The organism is Stenotrophomonas maltophilia R551-3, from assembly GCF_000020665.1.
Classification (GTDB): Bacteria; Pseudomonadota; Gammaproteobacteria; order Xanthomonadales; family Xanthomonadaceae; genus Stenotrophomonas; species Stenotrophomonas maltophilia_L.
In genome coordinates, this window is record NC_011071.1 from 1,421,471 (window position 1) to 1,443,000 (window position 21,530).

The window sequence follows — 21,530 nt, forward strand, 5'->3', positions numbered from 1 at the left end:
GAACGGAGGAACAGGAACACGAGGGAGCCAGCTTCAGCTGGCCCACGGCGGGCTGTAGCGCACCTTCAGCGTGCGCACGGCCGGGTCGGCGCGCAGCGCCTCCATCAGCTTGGAATCGATGCGTACCGCACTCTGTCCGGAGACATCGAGCATGCCGGCAACACCGCCATGCGGGCCCTTCAGCAGCAGGTCCAGGCGCAGTGGCGTGCGGCCGGGGCGATGGCGGTCGAGCAGCGCATCGATGCGTTCCCAGACCGGGCGCTGCTGGCGCAGGTCCAGGCGCAGCGACAACCTCGTGGCGTAGTTGGCGCAGACTTCGTCGAAGTCCCAGCACTGGCGGATGCGCAATGCGAAACCACCGTTGAATTCGTCCTCGCGCAGGCCGCCCTTGACCACCAGGATGCGGTCCTTGGTCATCAGGTGGCCGAACTCGGCCATCGCGTCGGAGAACGCGCTGCACTCGACGCGACCGCGACCATCTTCGAGCTGGATGAAGATCTGGCTCTCACCCTTGCGGCGCACGCCGACCACCTGGCCGGCCAGCACCGTCTGCACCTCCGGTCGCCAGCGCTTCTCGCCGCCGCCACCGCCACCGCTGTTGGCGCTCCAGATCTTTTCCACCGAACCCAGGTCAGTACCGACCAGGTCGCGCACGTCGTCGCGCCACGGGTCGAACGGATGCCCGCTGAGGTAGAAGCCCAGCGTGTCGCGCTCGCCATTGAGGCGCTGCAGCAGCGGCCATTCCTCGGCTTCGGGAAGGTCCAGCTGGATGGTCACCGTGCTTGGGTCGGGCCCGCCGAACAGCGAATTCTGGCCGGAGGCACGCTCGCGCGCCATCTGCTCGGTGGCCTTGATCACTTCCGGCAGCTGCAGCATCAACGAGGCGCGGTTGTGGCCCAGCTCGTCCAGCGCGCCGCAGTTGATCATCGCCTCCAGCGTGCGCCGGTTGAGCTTGGCCGAACCGACGCGGGTGCAGAAGTCGAGCAGGTCCTTGTAGTCGCCGCCCTTCAGGCGTTCGTCCACCACCGCCTCGCAGGCACCCTGGCCGACGCCCTTGATCGCGCCCAGGCCGTACTGGATGGTGTCCGGGGTAACCGCTTCGAACATGAAGGCCGAGTGGTTCACCTTCGGCGGCAGCACGGTCAGGCCGAGGTTGCGCACCTCGTCCAGGAAGCCCACCACCTTCTCGGTGTTGTCCAGGTCCGAGGACAGCGTGGCCGCCATGAACTCGGCCGGGTAATGACGCTTGAGCCAGGCGGTCTGGTAACTGACCAGCGCGTAGGCGGCGGCGTGCGACTTGTTGAAGCCGTAGCCGGCGAACTTCTCCATCAGGTCGAAGATCGCATCGGCCTTGGCTTCGTCCACACCGTCCTTGGCCGCACCTTCGCGGAAGATCTCGCGGTGCTTGGCCATTTCGGCCGGCACCTTCTTGCCCATCGCGCGGCGCAGCAGGTCGGCGCCGCCCAGCGAGTAGCCGCCGACGATCTGCGCCATCTGCATCACCTGCTCCTGGTACACCATGATGCCGTAGGTGTCCTTCAGGATCGCTTCGGTACGCGGATCGGGATAGATGATTTCTTCCTGGCCGTGCTTACGCGCGTTGAAGGAAGGAATCAGGTCCATCGGGCCGGGGCGGTACAGCGACACCAGCGCGATCAGGTCTTCGAACCGGTCAGGGCGCGCGTCCTTCAGCAGGCGCCGCATGCCCGAGGATTCGAACTGGAACACCGCGCCGGTATTGCCGTTGGCGAAGATGTCCTTGTAGGTGGGCGTGTCGTCGAGCGGGATTGCGGCGATGTCCACCGGCGGAATGCCGGCGCGCTCATGGCGCTTGTTGATCGCCTTCACCGCCCAGTCGATGATGGTCAGCGTGCGCAGGCCGAGGAAGTCGAACTTCACCAGGCCCACTTCTTCCACGTCGTTCTTGTCGAACTGGGTGACCGGGTTCTTGCCGAGCCCGTTCTCGTCGTGTTCGGCGTACAACGGGCAGAACTCGCTCAGCGGCTCCGGCCCGATCACCACGCCACCGGCGTGCTTGCCGGCGTTGCGGGTCAGGTCTTCCAGCTGCAGCGCCAGGTCGATCAGGTCGCGGACATCGTCCTCGCTCTCGTAGCGCTGGATCAGTTCGGCCGAGGCCATTTCCGAGCTCGGGCCTTCCTTGCCCTTGCCCAGCGCATCCTTCAGGTGGATGCCGAGGATGTTCGGGATCAGCTTGGAGACACCGTCGACCAGGCCGTACGGGAAACCGAGCACGCGGCCGGAGTCACGCACCACTGCCTTGGCGGCCATGGTGCCGTAGGTGATGATCTGGCTGACGCGCTCGCGCCCGTACTTGCGCGCAACGTAGTCGATCACTTCGTCGCGGCGATCCATGCAGAAGTCGATGTCGAAGTCGGGCATCGACACGCGTTCCGGGTTGAGGAATCGCTCGAACAGCAGGTTGTACGGCAGCGGGTCCAGGTCGGTGATCTTCAGCGCCCACGCCACCAGTGAGCCGGCACCCGAACCACGGCCCGGGCCGATCGGGATGCCCTGGTTCTTGCCCCACTGGATGAAGTCGGCAACGATCAGGAAGTAACCCGGGAAGCCCATCTTGATGATGGTGTTGAGCTCGAACTCCAGGCGTTCGAAGTACTCCTCGCGGGTCTTGCCCGGCGCCAGCGGATTCTTCTCCAGGCGCTCTTCCAGGCCGTCGCGCGACATCTTCTGGATCCAGGTGTCCAGGGTCTCGTCGTCGGGCACCGGGTAGTTGGGCAGGAAGTAGGTGCCCAGCCGCATCTCGATGTTGCAGCGTTCGGCCAGCGCCAGTGTGTTGTCGATCGCATCGGGGATGTCGGCGAACAGCGCACACATCTCCTCGGCCGACTTCAGGTACTGCTGGTCGCTGTACTCGCGCGGGCGCTTGGGGTCGTCCAGCACGCGGCCGGTGGAAATGCACACGCGCGCTTCGTGCGCGCTGAAATCCGTCGGCGACAGGAAGCGTACGTCGTTGCTGGCCACCACCGGCAGGCCACGCTGGCCTGCGGCCATCAGCGCGAACTGGTTGAAGGTTTCCTCGCCCTCGCGGCCGGTGCGGGTCAGCTCCAGGTGCAGGCCGTCGCCGAACACGCGTTGCCAGTCGGCCAGCTGCTGCTCGGCCAGTTCATGCTTGCCGTCCAGCGCCAGGCGCCCGGCCAGGCTCTGCCGGCCAGCGAGTGCGAACAGGTTGGCGTTGCCGGCCTTCAGCCAGTCCGGGTGGATTGCCACGCCGCCTTCCGGGCGATGGCCTTCCATCCAGGCGCGGGTCAGCAGGCGCGACAGGCTCAGGTAGCCCTCACGGTCGCGGCACAGCAGGGTCATCCGCCACGGGTCCTGGCCTTCCTCGGCGATCAGCACGTCGGCGCCGGCGATCGGCTTGATGCCCACGCCTTCGGCCGCCTTGTAGAACTTGACCAGGGCGAACAGGTTGTTGAGGTCGGTCACCGCCAGCGCGGGCAGGCCAAGCTCGACCGAGCGCGACAGCAGGTTGGCCTGCTTGGCCTTCTTCGGGTCGGCCTGATCGGGCTTGGCCGGCACACGGATGGTCGAGTCCGCCAGCGAGAACTCGGTGTGGACGTGGAGATGTACGAAGCGGGAGTTGGACATGCCGGACCAGGTTGGAGCGCGCGGGCCCCGGGTGCTGACGGGGGAATCGTCGCCGGGGTCGGGAAGCGCTGGAGTGCCCGGTCAGGGTAGCGAGGGCAGGGGGTGGCGACAAGGCTTGACGGTACGGCGATTGCGCGCATGCCGCCGGGCATGGTCCGGCGCTATCGGATGCGTTCATATTGCCGAGTACGCGGATTCCCGGTCGCCGGGTGCGTCCACGTTGCCGTGGTAGCGCCGGGCCATGCCCGGCGGCCATTGTTCAGGCGATCGCGATGGCGATGTCAGCCGCAGCCGGCGGCGCTTCCAGGCACTCGCGCACCGGGGCGAAGCTGCGCCGGTGCTCCACGCAGGGACCGTGCTCGCGCAGGGCGGCCAGGTGGGCCGGGGTGCCGTAGCCCTTGTGCTGCTCGAAGCCGTATTGCGGGTGGCGGGAGTGCACGTCCAGCATGTAACGGTCGCGCGAGACCTTGGCCAGGATCGAGGCCGCCATGATCGCGCGGTCGATGCCGTCGCCTCCGACCAGCGCCTGTGCCGGCAGCACCAGGCCCTTCGGCACCACGTTGCCATCGATGCGGGCGAAGCCCGCCACATGGGCTACGGCCGCGACCACGTCGCGCATGCCCTGCAGGGTCGCCTGGTAGATGTTCAGGCGGTCGATGGTGTCCACGTCCACCAGCACCACGTGCCAGGCCAGCGCCCGTTCGATGATGCGGTCATGCAGCTGCTCGCGACGGGCCGCGGTCAGCTGCTTGGAATCGTCCAGGCCATTGATGCGTGGCCGCGCCGGGTCGAACACCACCGCCGCCACCGCTACCGGCCCGGCCAGCGGGCCGCGGCCGGCTTCGTCGACGCCGGCGACCAGGCGCTCCGGCTCGATCACCGCGTTGCCGTCGAACAGCGCCAGGCTGGCCGCTGCGGCGTGGCGGCGGCTCATGCCCGGTCCTGCTCGCGCATCAGCAGTTCGCCGACGGCGTCGGCGGCGCGGGCCGAGGCATTGCGGCGCAGGCGCTCATGCAGCCGGGCATAGGTGCCCTGCAGGTCGGTCACCCGCTGCGGGTGGTCGAACCACTGCTGGACGGCAGCGGCCAGCTTGTCCGGCGTGCAGTCGTGCTGCATCAGTTCCGGCGCCAGGTCCTGGCCAGCCAGGATGTTGGGCAGTGCGAAACGGTCCACCTTGATCAGGCCCAGCGCCTTGACCAGCCGGTAGGTCAGCTCGTTGACGCGGTAACCGACCACCATCGGCCGTTTCACCAGCATTGCCTCCAGGGTCGCGGTGCCGGAGGCCAGCACCACCACATCGGCGGCAATCATCGCGTTGCGGGCCTGGCCGTCGAGCACATGCGAGTACGCCACCGGCAACGCCGAGCGTGACAGCTGCTCTTCGATCAGGCGCTTGCAGGCCGGGTTGGCGGCAGGCACCACCACATGCAGGCCCGGGATGCGCTCGGAGACCTGCCAGGCGGCCTCGAAGAAGGGTTCACCCAGCCGCGAGATTTCACCCAGGCGGCTGCCCGGCAGCACCGCCAGCACCTTGGCCGAGGTCGGCAGGCCTAGCGCGGCCCGGGCTTCCTCACGGTTGCCCTGCAGCGGAATGTCATCGGCCATCGGATGACCGACGAAGCGCGCGTCGACGCCGTGCTTGGCATAGATCGGCGGTTCCATCGGGAACAGGCACAGCACCAGGTCGGCACTGCTGCCGATCTTCTCGGCGCGCTTCTCGCGCCAGGCCCAGACCGATGGGCTGACGTAATGCACGGTGCGCACACCACGCTGCTTCAGCCAGCGCTCGATACCGAGGTTGAAGTCAGGGGCGTCGATACCGATGAACACGTCCGGCTGCCATTCCAGCGCGCGCTGGCGGAACGCCGAGCGCAGCTTCAGCAGGCGTGGCAGGTGGCGCAGCACTTCGGTCAGGCCCATCACCGCCAGTTCGCTGGCATCGTGCCAGGTCTGGCAGCCGGCGCTGCGCATGGCATCGCCGCCGATGCCGGCGAACTCGGCATTCGGGAAGCGCGCCTTCAGTTCACGCACCAGGCCTGCACCGAGCAGGTCGCCGGAGGCTTCACCGGCGACGAGGGCGATCCGCAGTGGGCGCTCGCTGAGCACCCGCTGCGCAGGGACGCTGCCGGCCATCGAGGCCAGCGGGATCACGGCGGCGCCGGCCGGCGCCTGGCCGGTCGCGCTGCTCATCGCAGCAACGGCCTCTCGGCATGCTCGATGAAGTCCAGCATGGCCTTCACGTCATCGCTGCCGCGCGCCTGCTCGGTCAGCTGCTGCTTGGCCTCGGCCAGCGGCAGGCCGGCCACGTACAGGGTGCGGTAGGCACGCTTGATGGCGGAGATGCGCTCGGCATCGAAGCCACGGCGCTTCAGCCCTTCGCTGTTGATGCCACGCGGGCGGCCCAGCGAGTCGGTGCCGACCATGGTGAACGGCGGTACGTCACCGTTGGTCAGCGCGCCCATGCCGAGGAAGGCATGCGCGCCGATGCGGCAGAACTGGTGGGCACCGGCGAAGCCGCTGATGATCACGTAGTCGCCCACGGTCACGTGGCCGGCCAGGGTGGTGTTGTTGGAGAACACGCAGAAGTTGCCGACATGGCAATCGTGCGCCACATGCGTGTAGGCCAGCATCCAGTTGTCGTTGCCGATGGTGGTGATGCCACCGCCACCGCCGGTGCCGCGGTTCACGGTCACGAACTCACGGAACACGTTGCGGTCGCCGATCACCAGTTCGGTGCGCTCGCCGGCAAACTTCTTGTCCTGCGGTTCGCCACCGATCGCGGCGTGGCCGACGAAGCGGTTGTCGCGGCCGATCCGGGTCGGGCCGTGGATGCTGCAATGGGGGCCGACCACCGTACCGGCGCCGATTTCCACATCGGCACCGATCAGGGTGAAGGCGCCCACCTGAACGTCATCGGCCAGGCGCGCGGCCGGATCGATGACGGCAGTCGGGTGGATCCGGGGTGCGTTGTCAGTCATTCCTGCCTCCAGTGGATCAGCCCTTGGCGCCGGCACACATGACTTCGGCCGAGGCAACGACTTCACCGTTGACCTTGGCTTCGCCGTAGTACCAGCCCATGTTGCGGATCAAGCGCTTCATCTGCACATCCAGCAGCAGCACGTCGCCGGGGACGACCTGCTTGTTGAAGCGGGCGTTTTCCACCTTGACCATGTAGAACAGCTTGGACTGCGAGTCGCGGCCGAGCGTGAGCTGGGTCATCACGCCACCGGCCTGGGCCAGCGCTTCGATGATCAGCACGCCGGGCATGATCGGGCGGCCCGGGAAATGGCCCTGGAAGAAGGGCTCGTTGATGCTCACGTTCTTCTGCGCCAGGATGCGCTTGGCCTCGATGTCGAGCTCAAGCACCCGGTCGACCAGCAGGAACGGGTAACGGTGCGGGAGCAGTTCCTGGATCTGGCAGACGTCGATCGGAAGCTGCAGCGTGTCGTTCATTCTTTCTCCTTGCCAGCAGCCAGGACGCGGCGAGCCAATGCGTCCAGCTGCTTGAAGCGCGCGGCGTTCTTGCGCCACGTGCGGTTATCGGTCAACGGGGTACCGGACGAATACTCGCCCGGCTCATGGATGGAGTTGCGGACCACGGACTTGCCGGTGATCACGACCTTGTCGCAGATCTCGAGGTGGCCGACCACACCGACGTGGCCGCCGAGCAGGCAGTAGCGGCCGATCTTGGCGCTGCCGGCGATGCCGGTGCAGCCGGCGATGGCCGAGTGCGCGCCGATCTGCACGTTGTGCGCGATCTGCACCAGGTTGTCGAGGCGCACGTCCTCGTCCAGCACGGTGTCTTCCAGCGCGCCACGGTCGACGCAGGTGTTGGCGCCGATTTCGCAATCGTCGCCGATGCGGACGCCACCGAGCTGCGGCACCTTGATCCACTTGCCGGCGTCCATCGCCAGGCCGAAGCCATCGGCGCCGAGCACGGCACCGGGGTGCACGCGCACGCGCTTGCCGAGCTTGACCCGGGTCACCAGGGTAACCCGGGCAATCAGTTCACAGCCGGTGTCCAGGCTGCAGTCTTCGCCGATCACGCTGCCGGTGCCGATGATGCAGTTCTCGCCGACCACGCTGCGTGCGCCGATGGAGACGAACGGACCGATATGCGCGCTGGCCGCGACCTGGGCGCTGGGATCGATGACGGCGCTGGGATGGATGCCCGGCGGGCGCGTCGGCGCGATGTCGAACAGTGCTGCGATCTTGGCGAAGGTGGTGTACGGGTCCTTGGCCACGAGCGCGGCGCCGGGGGCGGCCTCGGCGTCTTCGGCACGCAGCACCACCAGCGAGGCGTGGCTGTCGGCCAGCTGCGCGCGGTAGCGCGGGTTGGCGAGGAAGGTCAGCTGGCCTGGGCCGGCATGGGCGAGGGTGGCCACGCCATGGATGGCGGTGGCGGGGTCGCCATGGACCTGCAGGCCGAACTGCTCGGCGAGTTGCTGGGCGGTGTAGGTGGGAGTATTCACGGCGGGAGTTTAACGTGTGACGCCATTGCGGTCATGCGGGGGCGAAGGCTTGGCGCCTGCCTGGTACGAGCGGGAGGCGGCGGGTGGCCCTGGCCAGGACACGCAAAAGCCCCTCCATGGTGCTCGATGGCGCCTTGCTCGTGTGCGCTGTCCTGCGCACACGGCAAGACCGGGGTTGGGCGTCCTGCCCAACCCGCCCGAGGCATGCCTCGGGCCCATGGCGCCAACGGTCCTGTCCAGGGCCACCCGCCGCCTCTGGTCAGTTTCCTGCGAGCGCGGCCAAAAGCCTGTCCCCTGCAGTGACATCTGCATCAACGAAAACGCCGGGCAATGCCCGGCGCTTCGCATCCCGTCTGGTGGAGAGCCCCCCTTCTGTTAAGGGGGGCGCGCCAGCGGCGCGGGGGATAGGTGAAATGCGCGGGCAATTCACCGGAGGTGGATCAGTTCTGAGGAACGACGTTCCTCAGAACTGGCCACCGAACGTGAATTGCAGCCGCTCGACCTTGTCGCCGTCTTCCTTCTTCAGCGGGAAGGCGTAGCTGATCGAGATCGGGCCGACCGGGGCGCGCCACAGCAGGGCCACACCGGTGGACACGCGCAGTTCGTTGGCCTTGAAGTTGTCCACGCCGGTGTAGACGTTGCCGAAGTCGACGAAGGCCGACACGCGTGCCGACGGGCTGTCGAACAGGCGCGGGAAGTAGGCTTCGACCGAACCGACGGTCTTCAGCGAACCACCCAGCGGCTGGCCTTCCGGATAACCACGGGTCACTTCGCGCGGGCCGAGGGTGTTGTCCTCGAAGCCGCGCACCGAGTTGGTACCACCGGCGTAGAAGTTCTCGTAGAACGGCAGGCCCTTGGCCGTGACCGAACGCAGGTTGCCGGCTTCGTCCGGCACCATCGCGGTCTTGTCGCTGCCATAGCTGTCGCCGTAACCGACTTCGGCGCGGGTGTTGATGACCAGCGACGGCATGATCGGCCAGTACTTGCTGATCTGGTAGTTCAGCTTGTAGTACTCGATGGTCGAGCCCGGCAGCGTCGTTTCCAGGCCAACGCGCTGGTAGGTACCGCGGGTCGGCATGAAGTAGTCGTTGCGCGAGTCGCGTGCCCAGCCCAGCTCCGTGCGCCAGGCATGGAAGGTCTTGCTGCCCAGTACGTTGATGTAGTCGATGATCGACTGCGGCGTCGAGCCCTGGTAGGTGGTGATCTGGTTGCTGTCGATGCCGAACATCAGCGAGACGGTATCGGTCTCGGTGATCGGCACGCCGAACACCACCTGCGCCGAACCATTGGTGCTGTTGTACTGCGCGGTGTTGAAGTCGGAGTAGTCCAGCTCGCGCCAGGACAGGTTGTAGCCCAGCGAGACGCCGTCATCGGTGAAGTACGGGTTCGTGTAGCTGAAGCCGTAACGCTGCAGGTAGCTGCTGCGCGAGGCTTCGACCGACACGCGGTTGCCGCCGCCGAGGAAGTTGTTCTGCGACAGCTGCACCGAGGTGGTCATACCGTAGGACTGCGAATAGCCCAGGCCGAACACGAAGCTGCCCGAGGTGGTTTCCTTGACGTTGTAGACGACGTCGACCTGGTCGTTGCTGCCGCTGACGGCCGGGGTTTCCACGTCCACCGACTCGAAGTAGCCCAGGCGCTGCAGGCGGATCTTGGAGCGGTCGATCGCGGCCTGCGAGTACCAGCTGTTCTCGAACTGGCGCATTTCGCGACGCATCACTTCGTCGGACGTACGGGTATTGCCGCGGAACAGGATGCGGCGCACCGACACGCGCGGGCCGGGAACGACCTGCATGTTGATGGCGACGGTCTGCTCGGGGCGGTTGGTGGTCGGAATCGGGTTCACCTTGGCGAAGGCGTAGCCGATGTTGGACAGCGAGTTGGTGATGGTGTCCGAGCTGAATTCCAGCAGCGCACGCGAGAACGTGTCGCCGGACTTCTGGATCACCATGCGCTCGACATCCTCCTGCGGGAGGATGGTGTCGCCGCTGACCTTGATCTCGGAGATCTTGTACTGCGCACCTTCGGTCACGCCGGCGGTGAGGAACATGTCGCGCTTGTCGGGGCTGATCGACACCTGGGTCGAGTCGATGCTGAAGTCGACGTAGCCGCGGTCCAGGTACCAGGAGTTGAGCTTTTCCAGGTCGCCGGACAGCTTTTCCTTGGAGTACTGGTCGTCACGGCGGTACCACGACGCCCAGTTGTGCTCCTTGGACTCCCAGGTTTCCAGGATGTCCTTGCTCTCGAACTTCTCGGTGCCAACCAGGTTGACGTGGCGGATCTTGGCCGCCTTGCCTTCCTTGATGGCGATCGCGATGTCCACGCGGTTGCGGTCCAGCGGGCTGACCGTCGGGGTGATCTCGACGGTGTACTTGCCACGGTCGTTGTACTGGCGGCGCAGTTCCTGGGTCACGCGGTCTAGGCTCAGGCGGTCGAAAGTGCCACCCTCGGTCAGGCCGATGTCGGACAGGCCCTTGAGCAGCTGCTCGGACTTGATGTCCTTGTTGCCGGTCACGGTCAGCTTGTTGATCGCCGGGCGTTCCTTGACGGTCACCACCAGGATGCTGCCCTGGCGATCCAGCTGCACGTCTTCGAAGAAGCCGGTCTTGTACAGGGCGCGGATGGTCTCGCCGACCTTGTTGTCAGTGACCGTCTCGCCACGTTCCACCGGCAGGTAGGTGAACACCGTGCCCGAGCTGATGCGCTGCAGGCCATCGACGCGGATGTCGCTGACAGTGAAGGGCTCGGCTGCCTGGGCAAGGCCGGGGGCGCCGGTGACGGCGGCGAGGGCGAGGGCCAGCAGGCGGCGATTGGGGAGTCGCGTCATGTCACGTCCGGTAGGAAGGTCGATTTCATTGGTGCGGGATGCCGACGCTGTAGACGGCAACAACGTGGAAAAGTTCATCGCGGGACCAGGCCGAGGATGTCGTTGTAGAACGCCAACCCCATCAGCCCGGCCAGCAACGCCAGGCCGATGTATTGGCCGGCGGCGATGGCACGCTCGCTCAGCGGGCTGCCCTTGACCAACTCGATAAGGTAATACAGCAGGTGGCCGCCGTCCAAGATCGGGATCGGCAGCAGGTTGATGATGCACAGGCTGAGCGACAGCAGGGCAAGGAACTGCAGGAACCAGTCGAGGCCTCGCTTGGCCGAGACATTGGCTACGCGGGCGATGGTGACCGGCCCGGAAACGTTCTGCAGCGAGGCTTTGCCGGTGACGATGCGGCCCATCATGCCGAGCGAATCGGCCGCCAGGCGGCCGGTTTCACGTACCGCGACGGTGACCGAGTCCAACGGGCCGTAGCGCAGCAGGGTGTCGTAGGGCGGGCTGAATTTGGTCGGGAACTGAACGCCGATCTGCCAGGTGGGGTCGCCCTTGGCGTCCTGGCCCTTGCGTGGCGTGACTTCCAGCGCCAGGCGCTCGCCGCCACGCAGGACCTCGATCATGCCCGGGCCGCCAGCACGCCCCAGCGCCTGGATCTCACCGATCACCTGGTCGGCGCCGTCGATGCGCTGGCCGTCGATGGCCACGATCAGGTCGCCCGGTTGCAGTTGTCCGCTGACGACCGAATCCGGGGTCAGCGACTCCACCAGCGCCGGCTGCAGCCACGACTGCCAGTACAGGCCCGCCAGGATCGGCACCCGTCGTTCATCGAAACCGGCTGGCAGCTGCGACAGCGGAAGGGTGCGCACGCGCACCTGGTCGGCCGGGTCCAGCACTTCCAGCTTCACGTCACGGCGGTCCATTGCCGCAGCGGTCAGCGCCATGCTGGCCTCGCCCAGGGTCACCACCTGGCGCTCGTCCACGCGCAGCACACGGTCACCACTGCCGAGGCCTGCTGTGGCAGCGATGCCGCTGACGCGGCCGATGGTCGGCGAGTAGTCCTGCTTGCCGATCACGAACATCGCCCACAGCAGCAGGATGCACAGCAGCAGGTTGGCGATCGGTCCGGCGGCGACAATGGCGATGCGCTGCCAGACCGTCTTGTGGTTGAAAGCCTGGCCGCGTTCGTGCGGATGGACCTCCACCTCGCGTTCGTCGAGGAACTTCACGTAGCCACCCAGCGGGATGGCGGCAATGGCGAACTCGGTGCCGTGCTTGTCGCGACGCGACCACAGCGGGCGCCCGAAGCCGACCGAGAAGCGCAGCACCTTGACCCCGCACAGGCGGCCGATCCAGTAATGCCCGAATTCGTGGAAGGTGACCAGCAGCCCGAGGCTGACAATCATCCACCAGACCGATCCGATGAAATCAGTCATGCAGGCTCACATTGGCGGGCAGGGGCGGCGTCGTCATGCTGGGCGAGGCGTTCGTTCAGGCGGCGGCGATGGTGTTCAGGGTGAGCTGGCGTGCCCGCTGGTCGGCGGACAACAGAACCTCAAGTGTATCGGCTGCTTGGGTCGGCAGTGTTGAAAGAGCGTTAGCAACCAGTTCCGGAATGGTCAGGAAACCGATCCGGCCCTGAAGAAACGCTGAAACCGCCTCTTCATTGGCGGCGTTCAGCACGGCCGGGGCGGTGCCGCCGGCCTGCATGGCCTGCCAGGCCAGCGCCAGGCACGGGAAGGCCTCGGTATCCGGGGCCTCGAAATCGAGCCGGCCCTGCGCCAGCAGGTCCAGCCCGGCCACGCCCGATTCGATGCGCTGCGGCCAGCCGAGGCCAACGGCCAGGGTGGTGCGCATGTCCGGCAGGCCCATCTGGGCCAGGGTCGAACCGTCAACGAACTCGACCAGCGAATGGACCAGGCTCTGCGGGTGCACCAGCACGTCAATGCGCTCGCCGGGGACGCCGAACAGGTGGTGGGCCTCGATCACTTCCAGGCCCTTGTTCATCAACGTCGCCGAATCGACCGAGATCTTCGGGCCCATCGACCACTTCGGGTGGGCTACGGCCTGCGCCGGGGTGACCGCGGCGAGGTCGGCGCGGCTGCGGCCGCGGAATGGACCGCCGGACGCAGTGAGCAGGATGCGACGCACGCCGGCGCCATCGACACTGGCGTCGCGCGAGCGCAGGCACTGGAAGATCGCGCTGTGCTCGCTGTCGATCGGGATGATCTCGGCGCCCGCCTGCTGGGCAGTACGGGTCAGCAGTTCGCCGGCCAGCACCAGTGATTCCTTGTTGGCCAGCAGGATGCGCTTGCCGGCTGCAGCAGCGGCCAGGGTCGAGGACAGCCCGGCGGCACCGACAATCGCCGCGACTACGGTGTCGCAGGCGTCGCTGGCAGCCAACTGGTCCAGCGCGGCATGGCCGGCGTGGGCCTCGGTGGACAGGCCGGCTTGGCGCAGGCCGTCGCGCAGCTCGGCAAACAGCGATTCGTCGGCGATCACCGCATGCTCCGGCTGGTGCTGCCGGCACAGCGCCAGCAGCGCCTGCACCTGGCGGCCGGCGGCGAGCACGGTGGCCCGGTAACGCTGCGGATGGCGGGCGATCACGTCGAGCGTGGAGGCACCGATCGAGCCGGTGGCGCCGAACACGGCGACCCGGCGCAGGTCTGCGACAGCATTCATGGTCAGAACCCGAAGATTTCCTTGCCCAGCGCGAACACAGGCACGGCGGCGAGAACACCGTCGACACGGTCGAGCACGCCACCATGGCCCGGGATCAGGTGTCCCGAGTCCTTGGCACCGGCGTGGCGCTTGATCAGGCTCTCGAACAGATCGCCCAGCACCGAGGCGAACACGGCCACCACCGAGGTGATCAGCAGGCCCGGCAGGTGTGCGATGTCGATGCCGGCCAGCCAGCCCAGGCCGACGGCCACGGCGACACCGGCCAGCAGGCCACCGAACAGGCCTTCCCAGGTCTTGTTCGGGCTGATGCGCGGGGCCAGCTTGTGCTTGCCGAAGTGACGACCCGCGAAATAGGCGCCCGAATCGGCGGCCCAGACCAGCGCCAGCGCGGCCAGCAGCCACAGGTGGCCCTGCTTGCCAGGCGGATCGCCACCAGCGTGGATCAGTACCAGCGCGGCCCAGGCCGGGACGATGGCCAGGGTGCCGGCCAGCATCTTCACGATCCGCGAGGGCGCCGAAGGCTGTGCGCCGAAGTTGAAGAAGCGCAGCCAGACCAGCGCTGCCAGCCACCAGGCAACGCCGGCCAGGGTGGTGATCTGGAACAGCACCAGCGTGCTGCCATCGGCCCAGACAAGCAGCACCATCAGCAGCAGGTTCAGCACCAGCAGCACGGTACGCGCCAGGGTGTCTTCGATCCCGGCCAGTTTCAGCCACTCCCACAGGCCGATCAGCAGCACGGCAGCGGCGGCGGCGGCCAGCCATTGCGTCGGCAGCAGCAGGATCGCGGCAATGGCGACCGGCGCCATGATCAGCGCGGCGAGGACTCGGGTCTTGGTCATGGGCTGGTGGTCTCGGTGGCCAGTGCGGCGATCTGGGCGCTGGTCAGGCCGAAGCGGCGCTCGCGGCTGCCATAGGCGTCCAGCGCCTGTTGCAGCAGGGCGGCGTCGAAGTCCGGCCACAGTGCCTCGGTGAACCACAGCTCGGTATATGCCAGCTGCCACAGCAGGAAGTTGCTGATGCGGGTGTCGCCACCGGTGCGGATGAACAGGTCCGGCGGTGGCAGATCGGCCAGCGCGACCTGGCGGCCCAGCAGCGATTCGTCGATCTGTTCGGGCAGCAGGCGGCCTGCCGCGACTTCGGCGGCCAGTTCGCGCGCGGCACGCGCGATGTCCTGGCGGCCACCGTAACTTGCGGCGATCGACAGGGTCAGGGTGGTGTTGTCGGCGGTGCGCTGCTCGGCCAGCTGCATGCGGCTGACCAGCCCGGCGCCGAAGCGTTCGCGCTCGCCGATGAAGCGCACGCGCACGCCACGCCGATGCAGCTCGTCCACTTCGCGATCGAGCGCGCCGAGGAACAGCTTCATCAACGCATCGACTTCTTCCTGCGGCCGGCCCCAGTTCTCGCTGGAAAAGGCGAACAGGGTCAGCGCCGGGATGCCCAGTTCAAGGCAGCGCTCGATGGTGCGGTTGACCGCGCGCGCGCCGGCACGGTGGCCGATCACGCGCGGACGACGGCGCTGCTGTGCCCAACGTCCATTGCCATCCATGATGATGGCGATGTGGCGGGGCAGGGCAGCCGGCAGCGGAGGCGGGACTGAAGGCATCGACTTCAGACCGACAGCAGTTCTTTTTCCTTGTCGGCGACGACCTTGTCGACGTCCTTGATATTGGCGTCGGTCAGCTTCTGGATGTCGTCTTCGCCGCGCTTCTTCTCGTCTTCGCTGATCGCCTTGTCCTTGTCCAGCTTGGCGATTTCCTTGTTCGCGTCCTGGCGGATGTTGCGGATCGCGATCTTGGCGCCTTCACCTTCCTTCTGCACCTGCTTGGCCAGCTCCTTGCGGCGCTCTTCGGTCGGCGGCGGCATGTTGATGCGGATCGCGGTGCCCAAGGTGTTCGGGGTGAACTCGGCGTTGTAGAGACCCTTCTCGATCTCCTTGATCATGCTCTTGTCGAACGGCGTGACCAGCAGCGAGTGGGCGTCGGCGTTGGAGATCGACGCAACCTGGTTCAGCGGGGTGCTGGCATTGCCGTAGGCATTGACCGTGACGCGGTCCAGCAGGGCCGGCGTGGCGCGGCCAGTGCGGATCGAGGTGAGGGTGTGCTTCAGAGCGTCGATGCTCTTGGCCATGCGCGTCTGCGCGTTGTTCTTGATGTCGTTGAGCATCGCCCGGTCCTGGGTGTAACTGGAATCGGGCGATTATAGGCGAATACGGGACGCTGCCGGGCCTGAATCGGCCCGCAGCTCGCCTGGCGCTCAGGCTCAGGCCGGATCGCGGCCCTGGACCAGGGTGCCGATGTTCTCGCCGTTGAGGATCTTCAGCAGCTCACCGGGCTGGCCCATGTCGAATACGCGCATCGGCAGGTCGCTGTCGCGGGCCAGCGCGAAGGCGGCGGTATCCATCACTTCCAGGCCGCGGCGGATCACTTCGTCGTAGCTCAGGCTGTCGAAGCGGACCGCGTCGCTGTACTTGTTCGGGTCCTTGTCGTAGACGCCATCGACCTTGGTCGCCTTCAGCAGCAGGTCGGCGCCGATTTCAATGGCGCGCAGGGCGGCGCCCGAATCGGTGGTGAAGAACGGGCTGCCGACGCCGGCGGCGAAGATCACCAGGCGGCCCTTTTCCAGGTGGCGGATGGCGCGGCGGCGGATGTAGTCCTCGCACACGTCGTTGATCTTGATCGCGCTCATCACGCGGGCCTTGGCGCCCAGCTTTTCAAGGGCATCCTGCATGGCCAGCGCATTGATGACCGTGGCCAGCATGCCCATCTGGTCGCCGGTGACCCGGTCCATGCCGCCGGCGGCCAGGCCGGCGCCGCGGAAGATGTTGCCGCCACCGATCACCAGTGCCACTTCCGCACCGGCCTGCTGGGCTTCGATGACTTCGCGGGCCAGGCGGTTGATGATCTTCGGGTCGATGCCGTAGTCCTCATCTCCCATCAGCGCCTCCCCGGACAGTTTCAGAAGGATGCGGCGATAGGCGAGCTTGGACATAGGGACCTCGGGTGCGTGGAAATCGCGGGCGATTCTACGCGCATGCAGCGTTGCGCCAAAGTGTTTTGTGCACTGCGGCGTAAAATACCGGCGTTCGCCCCGGTCATCCGGGGCGTTCGTTCAGCCCAGTTCGGCGCCGGCAGTGGCTGACAGCTCGTCGTGGCCGAGGGCGCCGGGCGAGCGGGCGATCACCCGGTTGCGGCCCAGGTTCTTCGAGCGGTACAGCACGTCGTCTGCGGCGCGCAGCAGGTCCTGCACGTCAGCGAAGCGCTCGTAGCCGCCCTGGGTGGCCACGCCGGCGGAGAAGGTGACGAACAGCGGCCCGCTCTCGATCTCGGCCATCGGCGTGGCAACGATGTTGGCCAATACCCGGCGGATTACGTCCAGTGCCACCGATTCGCTGGTGTTGGGCAGCAGCGCAACGAACTCCTCGCCGCCGAAGCGGGCTACGGTGTCGCTGTTGCGCAGCTGGCCCTGCAGCTTGCCGGCGAAGGCCCGCAGCACTTCGTCGCCGGTCAGGTGGCCGTGCGCGTCGTTGATCTTCTTGAAGTCGTCGAGGTCGATGAAGGCCACCGACAGTGGCCAGCCCTGGCGGCCGGCGCGCAGGAATTCCTGTTCCAGCACCGCCTCCAACTGGCGGCGGTTGAGCACGCCGGTCAGTGCGTCGCGGTGCGCCTGGTCGGCCAGGCGCTTGGCCCGGGCCTCGAATTCGTCGGCGCGACGACGTGCCTGGTCGGCATCCTGCAGTTCGCGCAGGTTGCGCAGGGTCGCCAGTTCCTGGGCGTGGTCGATCAGTTCGCGCACCCGCGACGGCGAGTTCAGTCCGGCCTCGAACAGGCTGGCGATGTCCGGCAGGGCGGCACTGATGCGGGCCAGCACCTGGTCGAAGCGGGCGCTGTCCAGCTCCAGGCGGTCGTGAACCTGCTGCAGGGCGCGTTCGCGGGCAGCGTCGGCATCGCTATCCAGCCAGATGTCGGCCACCGCGCCGGACAGCTGCACGCACGCCTGGAACGGCGATTCGGCAGCGCCTTCGTCCTCGCTGTGGCTGATGCTTTCCACCAGGTAGCGCGGCAGGCCCCATTGTTCGGCCACCCAGGCGCCGACATCGGCGTGGCTGCAGCCCAGTTCGCTGCGCTCGCGCGCCACCAGGTCGGTGTTGTCGCCGGCCTCGCGCAGCAGCGGCAGGTAGCGTTCCGACTCGGCCTGGGCCAGGCACAGCACGCCGAGGTCCTGCAGCAGGCCGGCCAGCATCAGCTCCTCCAGCCGGCGCAGGCCGCGGGCCTGGCCCAGCTGGCTGGCGGCCAGTGCGCTGAGGATGCTGCGCTTCCAGGCGCGCTGGCGCAGGTCGTGGTCGGCACCGGCACCGCCGGTCAGGCCCTGGGTGACGGTGAAGCCCAGAGCGAGGCTGATCGTGGCGTTCAGGCCGAGCATGGTCAGTGCCTGGCCGAGGTTCTCGATCCGGCGGCGGCTGGCATACAGCGGCGAATTGGCGATGCGCAGCATGCGAGCGCTCAGCGCCATGTCGATGGCGATGATGTCGGCGGCGGTGGCGATGTCCGCTTCCGGGTCCTGGGCCAGTTCGATGATGCGCAGGGCAATACCGGGTGGCGAAGGCAGGTTGCGGCAGAGCGCCAGGGCAGCTGTCAGCTCAGGAGGCATGTCGGGTCGTTCAATTCCATTAGGACAAGAATACCTAGGATTGCATCACAGTCCGCGACTTTCGTTCCTGCTATGTGACTGTGGATTCCCTGCGCCGAGTATCGGCCTGATTCGCGCGCAACGCAAAGGTGTCGGTGTGCGCACCAGCGGTGCGCATCCACCGGCGGGGCATGGGTTCACCCCTTGGCCCGTACATAAAAAAAGAGCCGCGGTTTCCCGCGGCTCCTTCTGGTCGCATCACAGCCGGGAGGCTGGAATCAGACCTGCATCGCCTTGGCAACTTCGGCGGCGTAGTCTTCCACCACCTTCTCGATGCCTTCGCCGACGACCAGCAGCTTGAAGCCTGCCACGTCGGCGCCAGCGGCCTTGACCACCTGCTCGACGGTGGTGTCGCCCAGCACGTAGGTCTGGCCGTACAGGGTCACGTCGCTGACGATCTTGTTGATCTTGCCGCTGATGATCTTTTCCAGGATGTCGGCCGGCTTGGCCTTGTCCTTTTCGGACATCTTGGCCAGCTCGATTTCCTTTTCCTTCTCGACGAACTCGGCCGGGACGTCCGCAGCCTTGTTGTGCGGCGGCTTCAGGGCAGCCACGTGCATGGCCAGGCCACGGGCCAGCTCGACGTCGCCGCCGACCAGGTCGACCAGCACGCCAACCTTGCCGTTGGTGTGGACGTAGGCGCCGATGGTGTTGTTGCCATCAACCTTCACCATGCGACGGATCTGGATGTTCTCACCCAGGGTCTGCACGGCGGTGGCGCGGGCTTCTTCAACGGTGCGGCCGTCGGCCAGCTTGGCAGCCTTCACAGCTTCGACGTCGTTGGCGCCCGATGCCAGGGCGGCAGCGGCGACGGAATCGACGAAATTCTTGAAGTTGACGTCGTTGGCGACGAAGTCGGTTTCCGAGTTGACTTCGACCAGCACGGCCTTGCCGCCATCCTGGGCCAGGCCCAGACGGCCTTCGGCGGCCACGCGGTCAGCCTTCTTGTCGGCCTTGGCAGCGCCGGACTTGCGCATGGCTTCAGCAGCGGCGTCGATGTCGCCGTTGGCTTCGGTGAGAGCCTTCTTGCATTCCATCATGCCGGCGCCGGTGCGCTCGCGCAGTTCCTTGACCAGGGAAGCAGTGATTTCCACGGGATTACCTCACGAAAGAAAGGGGTTGGGCCGGCATGGTGGCCGGCCCGTGTGACAGTGTCCTGTCGTCGCGCCATCGGCAGCGGACAGGACTGGTGGGCGCGTGGCGCCCATCGGGGCCTGGATCAGGCCTGGGCTTCGCCCTTGTCGGCAGCAGCCTTCTTGGCCGGAGCGCGGCGGGCCGGCTTGGCGTCTTCGGCCGGAGCGTCGGCGAACTCTTCTTCACGGACGGTAGCAGCGTGCGGAGCAGCAGCCTTGCCTTCCAGCACGGCGTCGGCAGCGGCGCGCGAGTACAGCTGCACGGCACGGATGGCGTCGTCGTTGCCCGGGATCGCGTAATCCACCAGCTCCGGGTTGTAGTTGGTATCAACCACGGCGATGACCGGGATGCCCAGCTTCTTGGCTTCCTTGATGGCGATGTCTTCGTGGCCGATATCGATCACGAAGATGGCGTCCGGCAGGCGGTTCATGTCCTTGATGCCGCCCAGCGAGGCTTCCAGCTTGTCGCGCTCGCGACGCAGGCCCAGCACTTCGTGCTTGACCAGCTTTTCGAAGGTGCCGTCGGTTTCACCGGCTTCCAGTTCCTTCAGGCGGGCAACCGACTGCTTGACGGTACGGAAGTTGGTCAGGGTGCCGCCCAGCCAACGCTGGTTCATGAACGGCATGCCGCAACGCTCGGCTTCTTCCTTGATGGTTTCGCGGGCGCTGCGCTTGGTGCCCAGGAACAGGACGGTGCCGCGCTTCTGGGCAACCGACGAGATGAAGTTCATCGCATCGTTGAACAGCGGGACGGTCTTTTCCAGGTTGATGATGTGGATCTTGCCGCGGGCGCCGAAGATGTACGGAGCCATCTTCGGGTTCCAGTAGCGGGTCTGGTGGCCGAAGTGGACGCCGGCTTCCAGCATCTGACGCATGGTGACCTGGGGCATTGCAATACTCCTGATATGGAACCGGCGATTCCGCCCGCGGGGATAGGTATGCGGGACGCGTGGAAGCGCGGATGGTTCCGGGGTTGGGCTTCCCTGTTGCCTCCGTGGCCGAACTCCTTGCGGAGCACCCCGGCACGGATGGGGGCAGCAGGTGTGGATTCACCGGTGACGTCCGGTGTGGACGGTGTCCCGCGCACAAGGCGGCAGGTCATCCCGGCGATTATAGCCCGGCGGCGGCAGCTGCCGCAAATGACGGGGGAGCGGCGTCCAGCGCGGCCTCGCCGGCATGGTTCAGGCGGGCCCTGAACCCCCCGCCCGCGTAGGCATCGGCTCGCCATGGAAGCGCCCACAGGCGGGCGCGCCCCGGCAGCACGTAGCCGACCAGCCCGTCGATCAGGTGCTGGCGGTGGCCGCGGGAATCAACAAACACCAGGTCCACCAGCTGGGCACGGCCGGAGCCGCCATTATGCAGCCACAGCTGCGGGGGCAGGCCGGGAGGGGAGCGCACCTGCACCTGCAGGGCTGCTGTCACCGGGGTGGGTGGGTCCAGGAACACCGGCAATGAGTAGCGGATGGCCAGCGCAGATGGCAGGTCTGGCGCCGGGCTTATCACCAGCCGGTAGGCCCGCTGCACGCCGGCCGGGGGCGGGGCCAGGCTGACCAGGCGGAGCCTCTGCCGCTGGCCTGCAGCGATCTCCAGTCGGGCCGGGCTCACGGCCACGTCGTCGGCGGGCAACAGCACTTCGCTCTGCTCCTGTTGCTCCCAGCGGTACAGTCGGGCCTGGCCGCTCCAGCCGGTGGCGTCGGTGTTGCGCAACCACAGTTCACCGTCGGCGCGTGCAGCCGACAACCGCACTTCGGTGCTGGACAGCTCCAGGCCGTAGCTGAGGCGCGGTACAGCTGACAGCGCCAGACACAGCAACAGGCGCAGCATCAATAGGTCACCGTCACCAGGGTAGCCGCCGCCTCCGCGGGTGGTGCGGGCGTCAGCGCCTGCACTTGTGGTGGCACCGGTGTGGGGGCGTCGCTGCGTTGCAGGGGCTGCGCGCGTGCATCGGTGATCCGCAGGGTGATGGTCAGGCTGTCCTGTGCCGGCAGGGCGGCAGGTTGTGCGGACCCTACGCAGGGTGCCGTGCCGACGAAGGCGAGGGCGAGAAGGAAACGCAGGTGCATCGCATGGAAGGGCGGAAGGGACGCAGCCGGTATCGGCGCATGCGCG

Annotated in this window: 18 protein-coding genes; all 18 read right to left on the reverse strand. The window is 66.9% G+C overall.

Features of this window, described 5'->3' with window-relative positions; all coding sequences use genetic code 11:
• Positions 1-33: 33 nt before the first annotated feature.
• Positions 34-3,624 (reverse strand): DNA polymerase III subunit alpha, encoded by a 3,591-nt coding sequence (gene dnaE, locus SMAL_RS06415; RefSeq protein WP_004150958.1) that lies wholly within the window; start codon positions 3,622-3,624, stop codon positions 34-36.
• 259 nt (positions 3,625-3,883) lie between these two features.
• Entirely contained in the window at positions 3,884-4,558 is a 675-nt protein-coding gene (rnhB, locus tag SMAL_RS06420; RefSeq protein ID WP_012510506.1) for a ribonuclease HII, read from the reverse strand.
• On the reverse strand, positions 4,555-5,757 hold the full coding sequence (gene lpxB, locus SMAL_RS06425) for a lipid-A-disaccharide synthase (RefSeq protein WP_065722854.1): 1,203 nt from the start codon (positions 5,755-5,757) through the stop codon (positions 4,555-4,557). The genes rnhB and lpxB overlap by 4 nt, the downstream gene beginning before the upstream one ends.
• A 53-nt stretch (positions 5,758-5,810) precedes the next feature.
• Complete coding sequence (gene lpxA, locus SMAL_RS06430) at positions 5,811-6,602, reverse strand: acyl-ACP--UDP-N-acetylglucosamine O-acyltransferase (RefSeq protein ID WP_012510508.1); 792 nt, start codon at positions 6,600-6,602, stop codon at positions 5,811-5,813.
• A 16-nt stretch (positions 6,603-6,618) separates the two neighbouring features.
• On the reverse strand, positions 6,619-7,077 hold the full coding sequence (gene fabZ, locus SMAL_RS06435) for a 3-hydroxyacyl-ACP dehydratase FabZ (RefSeq protein WP_004150978.1): 459 nt from the start codon (positions 7,075-7,077) through the stop codon (positions 6,619-6,621).
• Complete coding sequence (gene lpxD, locus SMAL_RS06440) at positions 7,074-8,096, reverse strand: UDP-3-O-(3-hydroxymyristoyl)glucosamine N-acyltransferase (protein ID WP_004150979.1); 1,023 nt, start codon at positions 8,094-8,096, stop codon at positions 7,074-7,076. The genes fabZ and lpxD overlap by 4 nt, the downstream gene beginning before the upstream one ends.
• Before the next feature lie 463 nt (positions 8,097-8,559).
• On the reverse strand, positions 8,560-10,923 hold the full coding sequence (gene bamA / locus SMAL_RS06445; protein WP_012510509.1) for an outer membrane protein assembly factor BamA: 2,364 nt from the start codon (positions 10,921-10,923) through the stop codon (positions 8,560-8,562).
• Between the two features lie 74 nt (positions 10,924-10,997).
• Positions 10,998-12,356 (reverse strand): RIP metalloprotease RseP, encoded by a 1,359-nt coding sequence (gene rseP / locus SMAL_RS06450; protein ID WP_004151030.1) that lies wholly within the window; start codon positions 12,354-12,356, stop codon positions 10,998-11,000.
• A 55-nt stretch (positions 12,357-12,411) separates the two neighbouring features.
• Positions 12,412-13,602, reverse strand: a complete 1,191-nt coding sequence (locus SMAL_RS06455) for a 1-deoxy-D-xylulose-5-phosphate reductoisomerase (protein WP_012510510.1) — start codon at positions 13,600-13,602, stop codon at positions 12,412-12,414.
• Positions 13,603-13,604: 2 nt separating this feature from the next.
• Positions 13,605-14,441: a phosphatidate cytidylyltransferase gene (locus SMAL_RS06460; protein ID WP_012510511.1), complete on the reverse strand. Its 837-nt coding sequence runs from the start codon at positions 14,439-14,441 to the stop codon at positions 13,605-13,607.
• Positions 14,438-15,205, reverse strand: a complete 768-nt coding sequence (gene uppS, locus SMAL_RS06465; RefSeq protein ID WP_012510512.1) for a polyprenyl diphosphate synthase — start codon at positions 15,203-15,205, stop codon at positions 14,438-14,440. The genes SMAL_RS06460 and uppS overlap by 4 nt, the downstream gene beginning before the upstream one ends.
• A gap of 5 nt (positions 15,206-15,210) precedes the next feature.
• Positions 15,211-15,765 (reverse strand): ribosome recycling factor, encoded by a 555-nt coding sequence (gene frr / locus SMAL_RS06470; protein ID WP_004151064.1) that lies wholly within the window; start codon positions 15,763-15,765, stop codon positions 15,211-15,213.
• Between the two features lie 96 nt (positions 15,766-15,861).
• On the reverse strand, positions 15,862-16,590 hold the full coding sequence (gene pyrH / locus SMAL_RS06475) for a UMP kinase (protein ID WP_012510513.1): 729 nt from the start codon (positions 16,588-16,590) through the stop codon (positions 15,862-15,864).
• A 120-nt stretch (positions 16,591-16,710) separates the two neighbouring features.
• Positions 16,711-18,249, reverse strand: a complete 1,539-nt coding sequence (locus tag SMAL_RS06480; protein WP_004151067.1) for a GGDEF domain-containing protein — start codon at positions 18,247-18,249, stop codon at positions 16,711-16,713.
• A 257-nt stretch (positions 18,250-18,506) separates the two neighbouring features.
• Entirely contained in the window at positions 18,507-19,382 is an 876-nt protein-coding gene (gene tsf / locus SMAL_RS06485; RefSeq protein WP_004151069.1) for a translation elongation factor Ts, read from the reverse strand.
• A 125-nt stretch (positions 19,383-19,507) separates the two neighbouring features.
• The gene (gene rpsB, locus SMAL_RS06490; protein WP_012510514.1) at positions 19,508-20,311 is read right to left on the reverse strand and encodes a 30S ribosomal protein S2; all 804 of its coding nucleotides are present in this window, start codon (positions 20,309-20,311) and stop codon (positions 19,508-19,510) included.
• Positions 20,312-20,531: 220 nt separating this feature from the next.
• The gene (locus SMAL_RS06495) at positions 20,532-21,245 is read right to left on the reverse strand and encodes a fimbrial biogenesis chaperone (RefSeq protein WP_012510515.1); all 714 of its coding nucleotides are present in this window, start codon (positions 21,243-21,245) and stop codon (positions 20,532-20,534) included.
• On the reverse strand, positions 21,245-21,484 hold the full coding sequence (locus SMAL_RS06500; protein ID WP_012510516.1) for a hypothetical protein: 240 nt from the start codon (positions 21,482-21,484) through the stop codon (positions 21,245-21,247). Before SMAL_RS06500 ends, SMAL_RS06495 begins: the two co-directional genes overlap by 1 nt.
• Positions 21,485-21,530: the final 46 nt, after the last annotated feature.

Bases quoted from the DNA above. Each gene is read 5' to 3' on its own strand.
- dnaE (WP_004150958.1), bottom strand. From the start codon at position 3,624: ATGTCCAACTCCCGCTTCGTACATCTCCACGTCCACACCGAGTTCTCG.
- rnhB (WP_012510506.1), bottom strand. From the start codon at position 4,558: ATGAGCCGCCGCCACGCCGCAGCGGCCAGCCTGGCGCTGTTCGACGGC.
- lpxB (WP_065722854.1), bottom strand. From the start codon at position 5,757: ATGGCCGGCAGCGTCCCTGCGCAGCGGGTGCTCAGCGAGCGCCCACTG.
- lpxA (WP_012510508.1), bottom strand. From the start codon at position 6,602: ATGACTGACAACGCACCCCGGATCCACCCGACTGCCGTCATCGATCCG.
- fabZ (WP_004150978.1), bottom strand. From the start codon at position 7,077: ATGAACGACACGCTGCAGCTTCCGATCGACGTCTGCCAGATCCAGGAA.
- bamA (WP_012510509.1), bottom strand. From the start codon at position 10,923: ATGACGCGACTCCCCAATCGCCGCCTGCTGGCCCTCGCCCTCGCCGCC.
- rseP (WP_004151030.1), bottom strand. From the start codon at position 12,356: ATGACTGATTTCATCGGATCGGTCTGGTGGATGATTGTCAGCCTCGGG.
- SMAL_RS06455 (WP_012510510.1), bottom strand. From the start codon at position 13,602: ATGAATGCTGTCGCAGACCTGCGCCGGGTCGCCGTGTTCGGCGCCACC.
- SMAL_RS06460 (WP_012510511.1), bottom strand. From the start codon at position 14,441: ATGACCAAGACCCGAGTCCTCGCCGCGCTGATCATGGCGCCGGTCGCC.
- uppS (WP_012510512.1), bottom strand. From the start codon at position 15,205: ATGCCTTCAGTCCCGCCTCCGCTGCCGGCTGCCCTGCCCCGCCACATC.
- frr (WP_004151064.1), bottom strand. From the start codon at position 15,765: ATGCTCAACGACATCAAGAACAACGCGCAGACGCGCATGGCCAAGAGC.
- pyrH (WP_012510513.1), bottom strand. From the start codon at position 16,590: ATGTCCAAGCTCGCCTATCGCCGCATCCTTCTGAAACTGTCCGGGGAG.
- SMAL_RS06480 (WP_004151067.1), bottom strand. From the start codon at position 18,249: ATGCCTCCTGAGCTGACAGCTGCCCTGGCGCTCTGCCGCAACCTGCCT.
- rpsB (WP_012510514.1), bottom strand. From the start codon at position 20,311: ATGCCCCAGGTCACCATGCGTCAGATGCTGGAAGCCGGCGTCCACTTC.
- SMAL_RS06495 (WP_012510515.1), bottom strand. From the start codon at position 21,245: ATGCTGCGCCTGTTGCTGTGTCTGGCGCTGTCAGCTGTACCGCGCCTC.
- SMAL_RS06500 (WP_012510516.1), bottom strand. From the start codon at position 21,484: ATGCACCTGCGTTTCCTTCTCGCCCTCGCCTTCGTCGGCACGGCACCC.